17 protein-coding genes are annotated in these 13,793 nt (G+C 63.7%); 10 read left to right on the forward strand and 7 right to left on the reverse strand.

What is annotated here, in order from left to right; genetic code table 11:
- The first annotated feature begins 28 nt into the window (after nucleotides 1-28).
- The 7 genes from N7E59_RS11125 (at nucleotide 29) to N7E59_RS11155 (ending at nucleotide 7,029) form a co-directional block, all read left to right on the forward strand.
- The gene (locus N7E59_RS11125) at nucleotides 29-436 is read left to right on the forward strand and encodes a hypothetical protein (RefSeq protein WP_261625008.1); all 408 of its coding nucleotides are present in this window, start codon (nucleotides 29-31) and stop codon (nucleotides 434-436) included.
- A gap of 143 nt (nucleotides 437-579) precedes the next feature.
- Entirely contained in the window at nucleotides 580-1,428 is an 849-nt protein-coding gene (locus tag N7E59_RS11130) for a tyrosine-type recombinase/integrase (protein WP_261625009.1), read from the forward strand.
- 184 nt (nucleotides 1,429-1,612) lie between these two features.
- Nucleotides 1,613-1,912 carry a glutaredoxin family protein gene (locus N7E59_RS11135; protein ID WP_261625010.1) on the forward strand — a complete coding sequence of 100 codons (300 nt, stop codon included), beginning with the start codon at nucleotides 1,613-1,615 and terminating at the stop codon, nucleotides 1,910-1,912.
- A gap of 313 nt (nucleotides 1,913-2,225) precedes the next feature.
- A complete protein-coding gene (locus N7E59_RS11140; protein ID WP_261625011.1) occupies nucleotides 2,226-4,196 on the forward strand; it encodes a MinD/ParA family ATP-binding protein in 1,971 nt (656 codons plus the stop codon).
- A gap of 49 nt (nucleotides 4,197-4,245) precedes the next feature.
- Complete coding sequence (locus N7E59_RS11145; RefSeq protein WP_315943024.1) at nucleotides 4,246-5,484, forward strand: lytic transglycosylase domain-containing protein; 1,239 nt, start codon at nucleotides 4,246-4,248, stop codon at nucleotides 5,482-5,484.
- Complete coding sequence (locus N7E59_RS11150) at nucleotides 5,484-6,659, forward strand: hypothetical protein (protein WP_261625012.1); 1,176 nt, start codon at nucleotides 5,484-5,486, stop codon at nucleotides 6,657-6,659. Before N7E59_RS11145 ends, N7E59_RS11150 begins: the two co-directional genes overlap by 1 nt.
- A gap of 52 nt (nucleotides 6,660-6,711) precedes the next feature.
- A complete protein-coding gene (locus N7E59_RS11155) occupies nucleotides 6,712-7,029 on the forward strand; it encodes a hypothetical protein (RefSeq protein WP_261625013.1) in 318 nt (105 codons plus the stop codon).
- 69 nt (nucleotides 7,030-7,098) lie between these two features.
- On the opposite strand, the gene N7E59_RS11160 is transcribed toward N7E59_RS11155, so the two are convergent.
- Complete coding sequence (locus N7E59_RS11160) at nucleotides 7,099-7,662, reverse strand: recombinase family protein (RefSeq protein ID WP_261625014.1); 564 nt, start codon at nucleotides 7,660-7,662, stop codon at nucleotides 7,099-7,101.
- A gap of 404 nt (nucleotides 7,663-8,066) precedes the next feature.
- On the opposite strand from N7E59_RS11160, the gene N7E59_RS11165 reads away from it, so the two are divergent.
- Together N7E59_RS11165 and N7E59_RS11170 are read left to right on the forward strand one after the other, a co-directional pair.
- Nucleotides 8,067-9,244 (forward strand): IS3 family transposase gene (locus N7E59_RS11165; RefSeq protein ID WP_261625015.1). Its coding sequence is split into 2 segments (ribosomal slippage): nucleotides 8,067-8,351 and nucleotides 8,354-9,244, totalling 1,176 coding nucleotides; the frame shifts between segments, so codons are not numbered across the junction.
- Between the two features lie 102 nt (nucleotides 9,245-9,346).
- Complete coding sequence (locus tag N7E59_RS11170) at nucleotides 9,347-9,613, forward strand: hypothetical protein (RefSeq protein ID WP_261625016.1); 267 nt, start codon at nucleotides 9,347-9,349, stop codon at nucleotides 9,611-9,613.
- A gap of 192 nt (nucleotides 9,614-9,805) precedes the next feature.
- Here N7E59_RS11170 and N7E59_RS11175 read toward each other — a convergent pair whose 3' ends face one another.
- From N7E59_RS11175 to N7E59_RS11200, 6 genes are all read right to left on the reverse strand, one after another.
- Nucleotides 9,806-10,186, reverse strand: a complete 381-nt coding sequence (locus N7E59_RS11175) for a nuclear transport factor 2 family protein (RefSeq protein ID WP_261625017.1) — start codon at nucleotides 10,184-10,186, stop codon at nucleotides 9,806-9,808.
- 238 nt (nucleotides 10,187-10,424) lie between these two features.
- Nucleotides 10,425-10,967: a DUF2461 domain-containing protein gene (locus N7E59_RS11180; protein WP_261625018.1), complete on the reverse strand. Its 543-nt coding sequence runs from the start codon at nucleotides 10,965-10,967 to the stop codon at nucleotides 10,425-10,427.
- Complete coding sequence (locus tag N7E59_RS11185) at nucleotides 10,964-11,308, reverse strand: TfoX/Sxy family protein (protein ID WP_261625019.1); 345 nt, start codon at nucleotides 11,306-11,308, stop codon at nucleotides 10,964-10,966. The genes N7E59_RS11180 and N7E59_RS11185 overlap by 4 nt, the downstream gene beginning before the upstream one ends.
- 10 nt (nucleotides 11,309-11,318) lie before the next feature.
- Nucleotides 11,319-11,690 (reverse strand): nuclear transport factor 2 family protein, encoded by a 372-nt coding sequence (locus N7E59_RS11190; RefSeq protein WP_261625020.1) that lies wholly within the window; start codon nucleotides 11,688-11,690, stop codon nucleotides 11,319-11,321.
- 41 nt (nucleotides 11,691-11,731) lie between these two features.
- A complete protein-coding gene (locus tag N7E59_RS11195) occupies nucleotides 11,732-12,160 on the reverse strand; it encodes an SRPBCC family protein (protein WP_261625021.1) in 429 nt (142 codons plus the stop codon).
- Nucleotides 12,153-12,488: an ArsR/SmtB family transcription factor gene (locus N7E59_RS11200; protein WP_261625022.1), complete on the reverse strand. Its 336-nt coding sequence runs from the start codon at nucleotides 12,486-12,488 to the stop codon at nucleotides 12,153-12,155. Before N7E59_RS11200 ends, N7E59_RS11195 begins: the two co-directional genes overlap by 8 nt.
- A 607-nt stretch (nucleotides 12,489-13,095) precedes the next feature.
- Here N7E59_RS11200 and N7E59_RS11205 point away from each other — a divergent pair.
- Nucleotides 13,096-13,659, forward strand: coding sequence for a hypothetical protein (locus tag N7E59_RS11205; RefSeq protein WP_261625023.1), 564 nt, complete (start codon nucleotides 13,096-13,098; stop codon nucleotides 13,657-13,659).
- The last annotated feature ends 134 nt before the right edge of the window (nucleotides 13,660-13,793 follow it).

Raw genomic sequence — 13,793 nt, forward strand, 5'->3', positions numbered from 1 at the left:
AACACCTACTTTTCTGGAGGCGATTCCGATGATCTGGCTCGTTCTTGGGGCCATGACCCTCATCATCTTCATGGGTGGCCTTGCGCTGCACCCGCTGCGCATGATCCTCAACCTGACTCAGATCACCGCCTTTGGAGTGTTCGTCTTTGCTCTGTGGGTCAGCCACGGTCGCGATAAGGGAGCCCTCGGTGATGGTGAGTGGCTCGACGTCATCCTCTGGTCGGGCGCGATATGGGTCGGGCTTCTGGTCCTGCGCGCGTTGCCTATGTTCTTCAACGGGGCTGGAGATCCCGTCGATCTTGACTACGTCTCGCAGCAGGAGCCTGGCCCGGACGGCTTTGAGGATGCTTACAATGCCGGTTACCTGGACGCCCAGGCACAGTATTACTACGAGCGAGGACTCGCAGATGGGCAGGCTGACCGAGCAGAGGGCTGACCAGCTCATCACAGCCGATGAGGCTGGAACTACGGTGACGTGGTCCCGGCCTCATCGGTTTCTTAATCAGCGAAACGGGGAGGGGACAACGCAGTGCCCGGGCCGTCCGTGGTTGATCCACGAGCCCCCGTAAGGAGCTGCGTATGCACCCCCGATTCCAGCAAGAGCCTCTCCAGCACTTCGCGGCATGGCTAAACATCAAGAGCCGTCCCCAGACAGTGCGGAATCGCCTCTACTACGTCGACCGGTTCCTGCGCTGGCTCGACCACGTGGGTGCGGACCCCTGGTCTATCGACATCAGGCACCTCGCGGCCTGGTTGACTCAGGTCGGGACGAAGCCAGCAACTCGAAGCAACGCCCGCGGTGCGCTGCGAGTCTTCTACCAATGGGCCTATTTGACCGACCGGTGTACGGCGGATCCGACCAAGCATCTGCCCGGTATCCGAGTCCCTCACGGAGTTCCCCGACCAGTTCCCCCGGCAGTCCTTGATTCCGCTCTCGAAGCGAGCTCCACCGCACGCGATGCGCTGATGCTGCTTCTGGGGGCGCTGGCTGGGCTGCGGATCGGAGAGATCGCACCACTGCATACCGCCGATGTCAGCCCCGAGAGTCTCTACATCAGCGGCAAAGGTGGACGCAGCCGCCGGATCCCTGTCCACTCAGCCTTGGTCCCGTTCTTCCAGGCGTGCGAGTCCGGATTCCTCTTCCCCTCTGAACGGAACCCCGCTGGCCACTACCTGCCGGCGTCCATCGGAGCCCGTATACGCTCCCTGCTCGGTGGACAGTGGACAGCTCACAACTTGCGCCACAAGTTCGCCACCGACTTCTACCAGGCGTGTCCGGACATCATTACTTTGCAGGCGCTGCTTGGCCACGCCCGAGTGGACACCACCTTGGTGTACACCCGGCCACCGGCAGACCACCTGGACGAGGTGTCGCAAGTGCCGACCCCAGTCGGCGTCGCCGCTGTCCGGGGTCGGGTCCTGCCGTAACCTCCGGGCACCCTCGGCCGCGGCCTGACATGTAGATCACCACCAGCGGGAAGTGCTCTGTTCGAAGACCTCTGACCAGCCCAGCGTTGGGACCGATATCCGGCAGTACAGGGGTGAGGCAGAGATGACACCGCTCACGGAGTCAGCGACCACAAACTTCGAGGAGTCAGCAGAGGAGAACACCATGATGACCGTATGGGGACAGCCGAACTGTGGGCCCTGCTCAGCTGTGACCGGCAAGCTCGACCGTGCCGGTGTCGTCTACGAGTACAAGGACCTCACCGAAGAACAGCACGCCGAGAAGCTGGCCGAGTTCAAGGAGGCCGGTTACCAGGGGACCCCGCTGATCGAGACCCCTGACGAGATCATCCAGCACCACGACCCCCTGCGGCTCAAGGCCGCCATCGAGCGGGCCCAGCAGGCCCAGATGGACACCCTCACCGCGGACCCTGAGCTGCACAGATCCTCACCGGACATCACCTGACCGGTCCCGGTGGCCAATCCCGTGGCCACTGTCCACCGCCGCACCGCAGGCGGTCTGGACAGTGGCCACACTCATGTCCAAGAGAGCTTCCGACACCGGACCTCCCAAAGTGTCCAGTGCCCAGTGGACATCGCGGGTGGACATCGCGGGTGTCCACTAGGGGTGTCCGGTGGTGTTGGTGCCCAGGTGTCCACCGGCGGGGACGCTTGTCCGGCCAGCCCGTGGAACGGGCCGGTTGCTGGTGACACACATTTGGGTTCCGAGAGTCGAAGCATCAGGGACAGGATACCTATCGACAAGCTGAGGGAAGACGATGCCTGAGCAGACTGATCGCTCCGCAGACCACGCAGACCACGCTGAGCGCTCCGGGGGTGAGATCCGGTTCATGGTAACCGCGCAGGTCATGGTGCTCGACGACACCGACACCACGGTCAATGCGGCCACGATGGACCGGGCGCTGCAGGTGATCCGGAAGGACGCGCGGGCCAAGGTGGCCAGCGGCCCGCCGCTAGTCACTCTTGCCGATGCCCACCGCAACTCTGCACTGTTCAGCCGCGACGAGTGGCTGGTCACTGAGACCGCCCTGCATGCGCTGGCCAAACCTTTGGGCCGGCCGGCCGACTACCGGCTCCTCTACCACGCGTGGCAGATCCGGGAGGTCGGCACGGAGAAGTGGATACCGGTGAAGCTCTCCGCTCTGCTGCCGATCATCGACTCGGCCATGGAGACCACCGGCAAGAGTGTCGTGGTCACTTCGTCGCTGCTCGGGGTGCCCGAGCAGCGATTCGAGCCCGGGGCGGTGCGCGCCGACGACGCCGAGACCCTGACCAGTCGAGCAGAGCACGGTGTCCTCGATGAACTGGACCCGGACCTCTTCGACGTAGACGACACCGACGCCGAGACGACGATGGGGCAGGAAGAGGCCCCGGTCACCGCTGCCGCTCACGTCGCCGCGCGAGCCGGTGTGGCCACCACCCCCGGTGTCCCCGCAGCCACCGGGTCGAGCGCGGATTTCGAGATCTCAGAGTGGATCCGTAAGGCTCCGACACCCGAGGCCCCCGTCGACGTCTCCGCCGACTCCGCGGAGAGCCCAGCAGACGACGAGGAGATCACCGTCGCTGACATCGAAGCCCGGATCACCGGGCACCAGCCGGTTCAGGACCCCCGCAGCGTCCCGTCCGAGGAGGACAGGTCCCCGCGCCCTGTCGAGCCCCCCTCAACCGAGACGGCCCCTGGGGACACCGAATCAGGCGAGGGCCCCGTGGAGGACGAGGCCACTGACGAGACCGGTGACCACACAGGCGAGACTGCCACGGCCCACGCTGGAGCTGCCTCCAGGCGGGACATGCGCGCAGAGCGTGACGAGCGGCCGAGCTTCCTGACACAGCACCGCCACGAAGAGCCTGCCCAGAAGGGCTGGCGCGGTGTCATGTCATCGATGGGAATCAGGATGACCCCCGGGGCGGACGAGCAGTCCGAACGCGATGATAAGTCCATGGTCTCCCAGCACTGGCCCGGCCCTCGCACGATCGCGGTAGCCAACCCCAAGGGTGGGGCCGGAAAGACCCCGACCACTCTGAGCCTGGCAGCAGTCTTCGCCCGATACGGCGGGGGAGGGGTCCTGGCCTGGGACTCCAACCAGACCCGCGGCACCCTGGGCTGGCGGTCCCAGCAGGCCGCCCACGACGCGACGATCCTGGACCTGCTCCCCGAGACCGACCGTCTGCTCACCCCCGGTGCACAGGCCGCTGACCTTAGCCACTACACCCACCATCACTCCGATGACCGGTACGACGTGCTGCGCTCGAAACCCTCGGTGCTGGCCGATGAACAGCGGCTGCACGCCGAGGACGTCGACGCGGTGCATCGGGTGGCTGCGAAGTTCTTCCGCCTGATCCTCATCGACTCCGGCAACGACGAGTCTGACCCCGTCTGGCAGCGGATGATCCACCATGCCGACCAGCTGGTGGTGGCCACCAGCGCCCGCGAGGACCACGCCGAGGGCGGGGCCCTGATGCTGGACACCCTGGCCAGGACCTCAGAGCGAGGCGAGCGACTGGCCGACAACGCGGTCGTGGTGGTTTCCCAGGCCGAATCCACCACCTCACCCATGGAGATCGACCGGACCGTGGCGAACTTCCAGCGGATCGCCCGCGAAGTGGTGTCCATCCCGTTCGACTCCGCCCTGGTGGCCGGACCGATCTCTCATCCGGCACTGGCTCCTGCCACCCAGCGCGCCTGGCTGCGCGCCGGGGCCGCGGTGGCCAGGGGACTGAGCCGCTGAGCACCACCCATCCCGCTATGACCACCAGCTGAGAGGACTCACCAGACTCATGGGACGGATCGCCTCCACCGCAGGTAAGGGCATCATGCTCAAAGTCCTCGGCGGGTCCATCGGTGTGCTGGCCCCCTTCGTCATCGCCGCAGCCCTGGCCCTGGGCCTGCTGGCGGTCATGGCCACTGCCTGGTCCCCCGAGCAGACGGGCGGGCAGGGACGAGCCTGCGCAGCCCCGGAAGGCAGCAGCGCGCAGAACGGGGAGATGCCAGAGGAGCTGCAGGTGCCCCAGGAGTACGAGGACGCCCTGCACGGGGCGGCCAACGAGTCCGGACTCCCGGTGTCCCTGCTGGCCGCCCAGGTCTACTACGAGTCGAACTGGGACCCCGACGCCGAATCAGAAGCCAACGCCCAGGGGATCGCCCAGTTCACTCCCGCCACCTGGGCGCAGTGGGGCGAGGGCGGCGACGTGTGGGACCCCCAGGACGCGATCGCCGCCCAGGGCCGATACATGGGCTACTTCGTGGAGACCTTCGAAGACGACGCCCAAGACGATGAGCACCTGATGGAGCTGGCGATCGCCGGGTACCACGCCGGGGAGGGCAACGTGGCAGCCGCCAATTACCAGGTCTCCGAGGTCGGGCCCCGGACCAATCAATACGTCCTCAACATCATGGCCGCCACCGAGGGAGACTCGGTGGCCTACTGCGACGACGCCGGCAGCTCAGTGCCCGCCGGCGACGCTGTGGAAGCCTCCGCCGAGCTGGCCTGGGACGAAGAAGTCACCCTGCCCCGGTCCACCGCCGCTGAGCACGGCCGCGAAGAATCCAAGGACGAATACGTCGACGCCGTCCAGATCCACGGGATGCAGCCCAGCCACGCGTTCTACACCGACTGCGGCCTCTTCGTCTCCACAGTGATGCACACCGCCGAGCTGGACACAGAGTTCCCCGCCCGGGGGACCAGCATCCAGATGGACTACCTCACCAGCTCCGAGAAATACGACACCTTCACCCCGCAGTCCGAGGGAGAGCTGGAACCCGGAGACATCCTCATCATCACCGGTGAAGGTATCGGCCATATCTACCTCTACACCGGCCAGCGCCACGACGGCGACGACGGCAGAGCCCAAGGAGCCAGCCTGGGAGAACGACCCCCCTCCGGCCACAAATTCTTCCTCTCCGACTTCCGCGGCGACTACACCGCAGCACGCCTCACCGACCCCGACACCTCCCCAGAGGATGAGAACACCCACGACACCGACCAGGGTAACCAGGACGACCAGGAGGACAGCTGATGGCCACCGGACGCATCCACCGACCCCGCAATCTGCTGGTTCTGCTCGCAGCGATCCTCGTCATCGCAGCACTGAGCCTGGTGTTCCTGTTACGCACCGACACCGGGACACCGGCCCAGAGCACCGACGCTGAGCACGACTTCCTGGTCACCCACGTCCCTGCCGAGGTGGAGTTGCGCATCGACGGTGACCCCGTCGACCACGACAACGGCGACACCTACACCGTCCGCTCCGACCAGGTCACCCTCTCCGCCACCGCTGAGGGCTTCGCAGACCACGAGGCCACCTACGCCCTCGAGGAAGACCAGACCACCCCCATCGACTTCCAGATGGACCCTGAGACCCCAGAGGCGATGGACCAGCTCATGGAAGACGGCGGCGGATACGACGCCGAGCAGGAGGGCACCCGCCAGTACCTCGAAGACGCCGAAGACGCCCACGACGAGCACCCGATCCTCTCGGACCTGCCCGAAGAACAAGACACCTTCTCCGCCTACCAGGGCCTGCCCGAAGAGAGCAACGACGACTTCGCCATTCACCTGCACCTGGCCCAGCACACCGCGCAGACCGGCCGGGAGGACTTCACCGCGTGGATGGATGAGGCCGGATACGACCCGGAAGACTACGAGATCGTCGAGACCATCGAACCCGGTGACGCCGCCCTGACCGTCGAGGAACCACCCACCAGCGACGACCTGGCCTCCATGGACCCACCCTCCGTCACCAACGAACACACTCCCGAGGACACCCCCGAAGACCTGGCCACTCAGTTCGCCACCGTGGTCTCCACCTGGGACACCACCGAAGACCTCGACCCCGTCGACTCAGAACACCGGGCCCAGGACCTGATGACCGAGGCCCTGGCCGATCGGCTGTTCACCCCAGAGAACCCGATCACCTCCCAGCAATGGCGCGCCGCTGCCGATGACCAAGCCGCCTCCTACCCCTGGGTGACCCAGGCCGCGATCATCGACCACACACAGGACTCCACCACCTTTGAGCACACCGTCTGCTGGGCCTGGATCAGCGCCGACGCCGACCCGACACCCGACCACCCCAGGACCTACCAGATCACCATCGACACCACCGCAGATGCCCCCGTCGTCTCCGAGTACGACTACCAAGACGGCTACCAAGCAGCAGACCCCGCCGACGGTGACTGCGCCACAGACTGAGCACACCGACGCATCCCACCCCAGAGGCTGACGGACGAGTAAGGAGCACCTGATGACCCCCGCGATGGAGCAACCCGTGCTGCCGTTCATGCTCGCCGCGATCACCCTGATCATCGTCGGAGTGCTGCGGCTCATCCTGGCATTGACTCACATGTGGGCGCGGACCTACCTGACCAGCCTCAGGCGCACCCCCGCCGGCCCGATCTGGAGTCGAGCACTCAGCGGTATCCAGTGGGCAAGCGGTCAAGTCCCGTGTAGTGGTGTAGCTGACCCCGCCGCTTGCGGCGGGGTTTGTGACTGCGGCGCCCAGACCTACAATCCGAAGGACATCAACGAAGAAAAGAAGAACCCCTCACCGCGCCAGCGGTGAGGGGAACACTGCCGCGCCGCGTAGCGGTGCGCCTGTGGGTGCTGTGAGTTCCATCGAGCAGCACAAGGGTTACTTACCGGGAGAGTTCAGCGCACGCCATACGCTCGACCGACTCACCCCTAGGGCCTGAGCTATCTCACTGAGGGTGTGACCCTGACTCCTGAGCGCTTCAGCGGCTCTCAGACGCTCTGCTGGCATGACGGTGGGCCTTCCACCTATCCGGCCTTGCGCGCGGGCGTGAGCAAGGCCCCTGCGGGTGTTCTCTCGGATGGTGTCTACGCGGAGCTGCACGAAAACGGCCACGACGCCGAACAGGGCGCGGCCCATCGGTGTGGTGGTGTCTATCTCCGGCTCAGTAAGGGATTTGAGCTGAATGCCCCGCTCCCCCAGCTCATGCACAATCTGTAGGGCCATGACTTCGCCGCCTGCGAGGCGATCCAGCGCCCGGACCATGAGGGTGTCGCCCTCGCGTAGGTAGTCCTGACAGGCGATCCACTGCGGACGATCCGCGATCCGGGAGGACTCGCCGTGATCGGTGAAGACTTGTGCAGCGCCAGCAGCGCGCAACTCGGCCTCCTGCGATTCGGGGTTCTGCTCGCGGGTACTGACTCGCGCATATCCGATGATCGTCACCTGTGCTCCTGCCGTTGCCGATACCAAAAACGGTACGACAAGGGTTGTGACGAACGCCTAGTTTCGGGACGAGTTTTGACTACGCCATAGTGGGCGTGTCGGCATGTGACTTCGTCTGCTAAATGGCAGGGTTCTTCAGACGCTCCGTGGCACGTTGGAGCGGGCGATGGTCGATGGGGCTCGCGTCGCGTTCCGCGAGGGGATCCCTTACCGTGCCCTTTTCAGTGCGATCGAGCGTAGGCGTTAAGGACTCGTGTTCATTCAGCGGTTATTCGAGTGAACCAAAGGATCTCGGGCGATATCGCGGAAGTAGAGGACAATCCCTGCGACGAAGGGGGCTGGTGCAGGGATAGGTGACATCTGATGTTTAGCGCCGTGGGTGCTGGGTAGGAGAGGATGTCCCTATGGCAGGAAAGTACCCGGAGGAGTTCCGCGAGGATGTCGTCACGGTCGCGAAGAACCGCGAGGCCGGCGTGAGCCTGAAGCAGATCGCTGCTGATTTCGGGATCAGCGACGCCTCCTTGACGAACTGGATGCGCCAAGACGCCACCGATGCCGGGGAACGCGAGGGCCACACCAGTGATCAGAAGGACGAGCTGGCTGAGCTGCGCCGGCGTAACCGGCTGTTGGAGCAGGAGAACCTGGTGCTGCACCGGGCCGCGGCCTACTTGTCGCAGGCGAATCTGCCGTCAAAAGGCTCTACCCGCTCGTAGGTGATCTCGCTGCCACCGATGGTGTTGCTGTGGCGGTGACGTGCCGGGTACTGAAGATCGCCCGCCAGCCCTACTACCGGTGGCTGGCCAACCCCATCACTGAGGCCGAATGGCAGGAAGCCCACCGGCTCAACGCGCTGATCGACGCCCATGCCGAAGATCCTGAGTTCGGGTATCGATACCTCCCCGATGAGGCCGAGGAAGCCGGCTACCGGATGGCCACCCGGACTGCCTGGCGGCTGTGCAACGTTCAGGGGGTGGCTTCGGTGATCAGCCGCAAGCGCCGGGGCAAAGGGACCCGCCCGGGCCCGCCAGTCCATGACGACCGGGTGAGGCGGAACTTCCATGCGGATGCCCCCAACCAGGTCTGGCTGACCGATATCACCGAGCACCACACCGCTGAGGGCAAGCTGTATCTGTGCGCGATCAAGGACGTCTGCTCACGCAGGATCGTCGGCTATGCGATCGACTCGCGGATGAAGTCCTCGTTGGCGGTGCGGGCGATCAACAACGCTGTGACCCGCCGTGGGGCCGCCAATGTGGCTGGATGCATTCTTCACTCGGATCGTGGGTCGCGATTTCGAGCGAAGAAAGTCACCCGGGCACTGGAGCAGCACGGACTGATCGGCTCCATGGGCCGGGTTGGTGCTGCTGGGGACAACGCGGCGATGGAGTCGTTCTACTCGCTGCTGCAGAACAACGTGCTCGACCGTGAGGTCTGGGCCACCCGCCAGCAGCTGCGGATGAAGATCGTCACCTGGATCGAGAAGACCTATCACCGAAGGAGGAAGCAACAGGAACTGGGGCCGATGACCCCGGTACAGTTTGAAGCCCACCTATTGGAACAAGCCCTCGCCCTGGCGGCCTAAGAATGAACTGTCACCTGTTCCTGCACCAGCCCCATCGTTGATCCAGCGGCGGTGGCTGCGGAGCCGGGCCCACATCCTGCGGCGAGCCCGTTCGATAAGCGGGTGAGCGAAGCCCTCGGCATCAAAGCCTTCGAGGTCTATACAGTTGAGTTGCCTCCGAAGGCAGAAACCGTACGCCACGACCACCTCAACGACGGCGTCGAGGACCTCTACTTCATCGTCTCCGGTGAGGGCTGGGCCTTCGTTGACGAAGAATCCGTTCCGCTTCAGCCAAGTCTTTTCATCGCAGTGACGGTCGAGTCCACAAGACAACTTCGGGCCGGCAGCAGCGGGCTGACCTTCGTCGCGATCTGCGGTCGACCGCACTGAAGAACACGTTCCGCTCATCGATCGTTCACCGGCACGGGTCACTCCGCGTTCCGGGGCCGGACCGTAGGTAGTGGACCACTATGTGAAAATCCCGGCAGCAGAGGCGGAGTGGTCGCGTCATGCGACAGCGGTCCCGACGGGTGATCTCAGAGGTCTGCATGCAAGAGTTCGATCACGGCGTGGTCGATGGAGTTATGCCCCGCCTTTGGCTAGGTAATCGGCAGGGTCGTATAACAGTCGCAGCCGTTGGATACGGCCGTTGGTGAAACGGAAGAACTCTGTCAGTCGCACGATGCCTTCTGGCATGTGCGCGTCGTAGATGACGGCCGAGCCGTCGGTGTCGTGGACCTCTTGGACCAAGTCAATTCTGTTGACGTTGGCGATGAAACCTCTTACTCCCTCCAGGAAGAGGGACGATCCCACCTCGTGTCCGGCTATGGGGCCTTCGAAATCGAAGTCCTCCATCAGCAGTGGCGAGAGGGCACTTCCGTCGCCGTATTTTTCGATTCCGCTCGTGAGAATTTCGTAGTAGGCCTCAAGCACAGATGGTGCTCTTTGGCTGAGGATCGTCATGTCGTCTCCTTCTTTCGGCAGGGTGGTGAAAGAACGCCTAATGCAATCGCGCCGTCGGCGGTTGAGTCTTTGGTCGTCAGCGATGCCGCTACAGTCTCGATCGATCACGCGTGGGTATGAGCGGCTCATCTATTGGGCCGACGTGCCGATCGAGCCAGTCCTTGAGTGGCTGGGTTCCCTTCCAGATCGTGCGGATCTTGTCGAGGACCACGGGGGTGTGCATCCACTCGGCCTGTTCTTATTGCTGAACGACGGCGGCACCCTTCCAGCGCAGTAGCTCGGCGCGCGGGTGCAACGAGGGGTATCCGGAAGGTGTTCTCTTCAATGGCGACTCGATGCCTGAGGTGATGGGGAGCTCCCGGCGGGTGAGTTCGGCGCGAAGCTTCTCGAACTCGCGGCCACTGGTCTCCTCATCGATTGCACCTCGGAACCGCTGGCACTGGTCGCGGGCCATCGCCATCGCGCCGTAGCCGATGACCATGCCAGCAGCAGATACCTCCAGGTAGTAGCCGATGCCACCGACCGCTCGGGCTTCGCTGGTCGCGCCCGTCCACAGCTTGTAGGGCGACTTGTCCTTGGAGAAGCGCAGATCCCGGTTAGGCCGGAACATCCGCATAGTTTCGAACTCAGCGGCCAGTTCGTTGAGCAGTGTCAGCATAGGTTCCCGCACCTGCTCTTGCCAGATCGTCTTGTTGGCGTTCCAATAATCCTTGCTGTTGTCCTCACTGAGGCCTTCGAAGAAGGTGAACAGCTCGGGAGGAAAGCCTTGGAACGTGCTCATTGCGAGCCTCCCCGCGCTGGTGCATTGTGTTCCAAAGCGACGCTGACCCAAAAGGCAAGGTCGTCCTCGGTGGTGAGGGCTTCCTTATGGACGTGGACCCACCCGGGCCCCATGGAGCGCCCAGCTCCCATCTCGGCCTGTACGGTGCCGGGGCGTTCGAGGAACTCTTGGTTCTGTTTCGGGTCGATGCGGACCAGAAGGTCGCCTTCGCGGCCCACGGCGACGACCATCTTCTCGTTGACCATGAAGGACAACCCGCCGAACATTCGCACTTCGCGCATCGAGGGTTCGGACGCCAGTGCTGTTCGGACTCGATCGATCAGCGGAGCAAGGTCGTTCATGGGCTTGCTCCTACGCCGTCTGATCGGGCTGAGCGTAAGAGAGCCGGTCGAAGACCAGCATGAGCTTGACGATCTTGCCTTCGCGGACAGTGAAGTTCTCGGCGGCCAGTGCTGTGTTGGTCGCTGCGGTCTGTGGGTAATAGAACAGCGCCACGTGGCCGTCGTCGGCGAAGTGCGCCACGTGGGTCAGCCCTGTCAGGTTCGGGGCGAATCCCCTCAGGTAGTCGCGCCAGGCTTCCTTGCCGGTCAGGGTCTCTCCGGGTGCGTGGCAGACGATGTCGTCGGACACCTGTGTCATGGCTTGGTCAATGTTTCCGCCGGTCCACGCGCGGTGATACTCCAGCACGATGTCAAGCGCGGCCGTGTCAGTTTCCAGTGTCATGAGGGCTCCTTCGATGTCGGTCGGTGACGGGCGGTGCACGGCTAGGTCGGCCTCCAGTGATCCTCACCGGCGTCGCCTCCGGCGGCAGCGATGCTCAGCCGCGGCAAGAAGTGCCCCCATCCATCGGCGTGACCAGTGAGCTGGGCATCCGGCAGGTTCGAGTGCACCAGCTCCACGCGAGTGCCGCTCGGGATCGCAGTGAGCTCGAATGCCACTGTCGATGAGCCTGGGGGCAAGTCGGTACTGCCTGCCACGCCCCAGGACATGACGACTCGGCGTGGTCGGTCCACGTCGAGATACTTGCCTCGGATTGCGTGACCCGCGATGTCCACCGCGAAGTCGCCCCCGCGCTCGGGGGTGAGTGTGGCATGCTGTCCCATCCAGGCAGTCATTCCTGATTCGCTCACCAGGTACTCGAAGACGTCTTCTGGAGTGGCCGCGATCTCGATCGAGGTCGTGAACTCAGTCATCGGTCTGACCCTTCCATGACTCAACGGCCGCCTTAAGGTCGGCCAACTTCGTGGGCCAGAACTCGTCCAAATACGCCCGCACAGCTTCTAACCCGTCGGTCTCCACCGCGAACAGGTGGCGCGTGCCCTCGCGGGTGCTGCGCGCGAGACCTGCCTCGCGCAGCACCTTCAGGTGATGAGAGGTCGTCTGCTGCGACAGTCCGACCGACCCAGCGATCTCTCCTACCGATCGCGGACGGGAGCGAACCACTGCAAGGATCGCTCGACGGTTCGCATCCGCCAGAGCGCGCAGCGCCTGATCCAGACCATCAGCGGCTTCGGCTGCCATGGAAACCCCCTTATCGACAGAGCATCAGCATAGCACAAATCGACATTTGTACATATGGGCCTCGGTGATGACAGTGTTCTCGGGTCGGCAGACTCCAGGCCCACGGTCGAGCACGTCCCGGTAGACCAACCTCGACCGGACACACCCACTCCCGACATGTGTCAGTTTCAGAAGGCGACTGCATGGCCAGGCGCTTGAATCCGGGAGTTGTGCAGTCGGCTGTTGAACTTCTGATGTCAGAAGTCCCCTGCTGTAGGACCCCGCGGATCCTGTCACACGTGAGAGCCGCTGACATGGGGAGTGACATTTCGACGGGACACGGTCTGTCTCACTAACTTGTCGTAATCCTCAGGGGTGGCCGCTCTTGGAGGTCTCGTGCCCTGACGTATCCGGTCGTCGAAATCTCTAGAGTAAGGCCATGGGTACAAGCTCTTCAGAAGACAGATGCTGCTGGTGGTGCGGGCAGCGGGCGGACTCTAAAGAGCACCGCTTCAAGGCGAGCGACCTACGGTGGATGTTTCAAGACTCTCCCTCGCTATGGCTTGACGCGGGTGAGCGCCCAACGAGACTTCAGGGACCCGGCGCGAAAGCGGTACTTTTCCCTCACGTGCTATGCCGCGACTGCAATTCCGCGCGCAGTCAGCCCTTAGACGACGCCTACTCGGCGTTCTTCACATTCATCTGCGAAGGTGCTGAGAGGTTTCGGAACCTCGCCGAGTTCTCGATGGAGGAGATCTATTCTTCAGACGCACAGGGGCCGGGGAACCTGGCCCGGTACTTCATGAAGAACTTCGCTTGTCGTATTGCCTCGATGGGCTTCGAGGTGCCTCAGCAGATCATCGAGTTTATGAATGGGGCCCAGGGCATGCCTAACGCTAGTCTGCTCCTGTACCGGGACTTCGCTTTGCACGACCACTTCCGACAAATCGGAGATCACGGGATCTTTCTCTACGCCAACGCCATGAACTCGCCGACGGAGCCGAGCGAAGGGCCGCTCACTGCAATATGTGCAGAGCTACAGGTCGGGCCGATCGGAGCCTTGTTCTTCTGGGATGTTGACACTGCGCTGGGGCCCATCTTCTCCGCAGATCCGTGGGTACACCTTCGTCACAGGACAGAGCTGCCGTATCCCGAGCTGCATGACGAACAATGGGGCCGCCTTAACCCGTAGGTGGTACGAGCCCGGCTTGCTCCGGAGAATCCCGTCATGTGAATCCAGGATTCGCCGATTCGCTTAATCTTCTCCACGACACTGCAGTCCCGGTCGCAGTCATGTATGCCGAATTCAGAGGACAGGCGGTCTAC

Origin of the sequence: Nesterenkonia marinintestina (assembly GCF_025420485.1) — a bacterium.
GTDB classification, from domain to species: Bacteria; Actinomycetota; Actinomycetes; order Actinomycetales; family Micrococcaceae; genus Nesterenkonia; species Nesterenkonia marinintestina.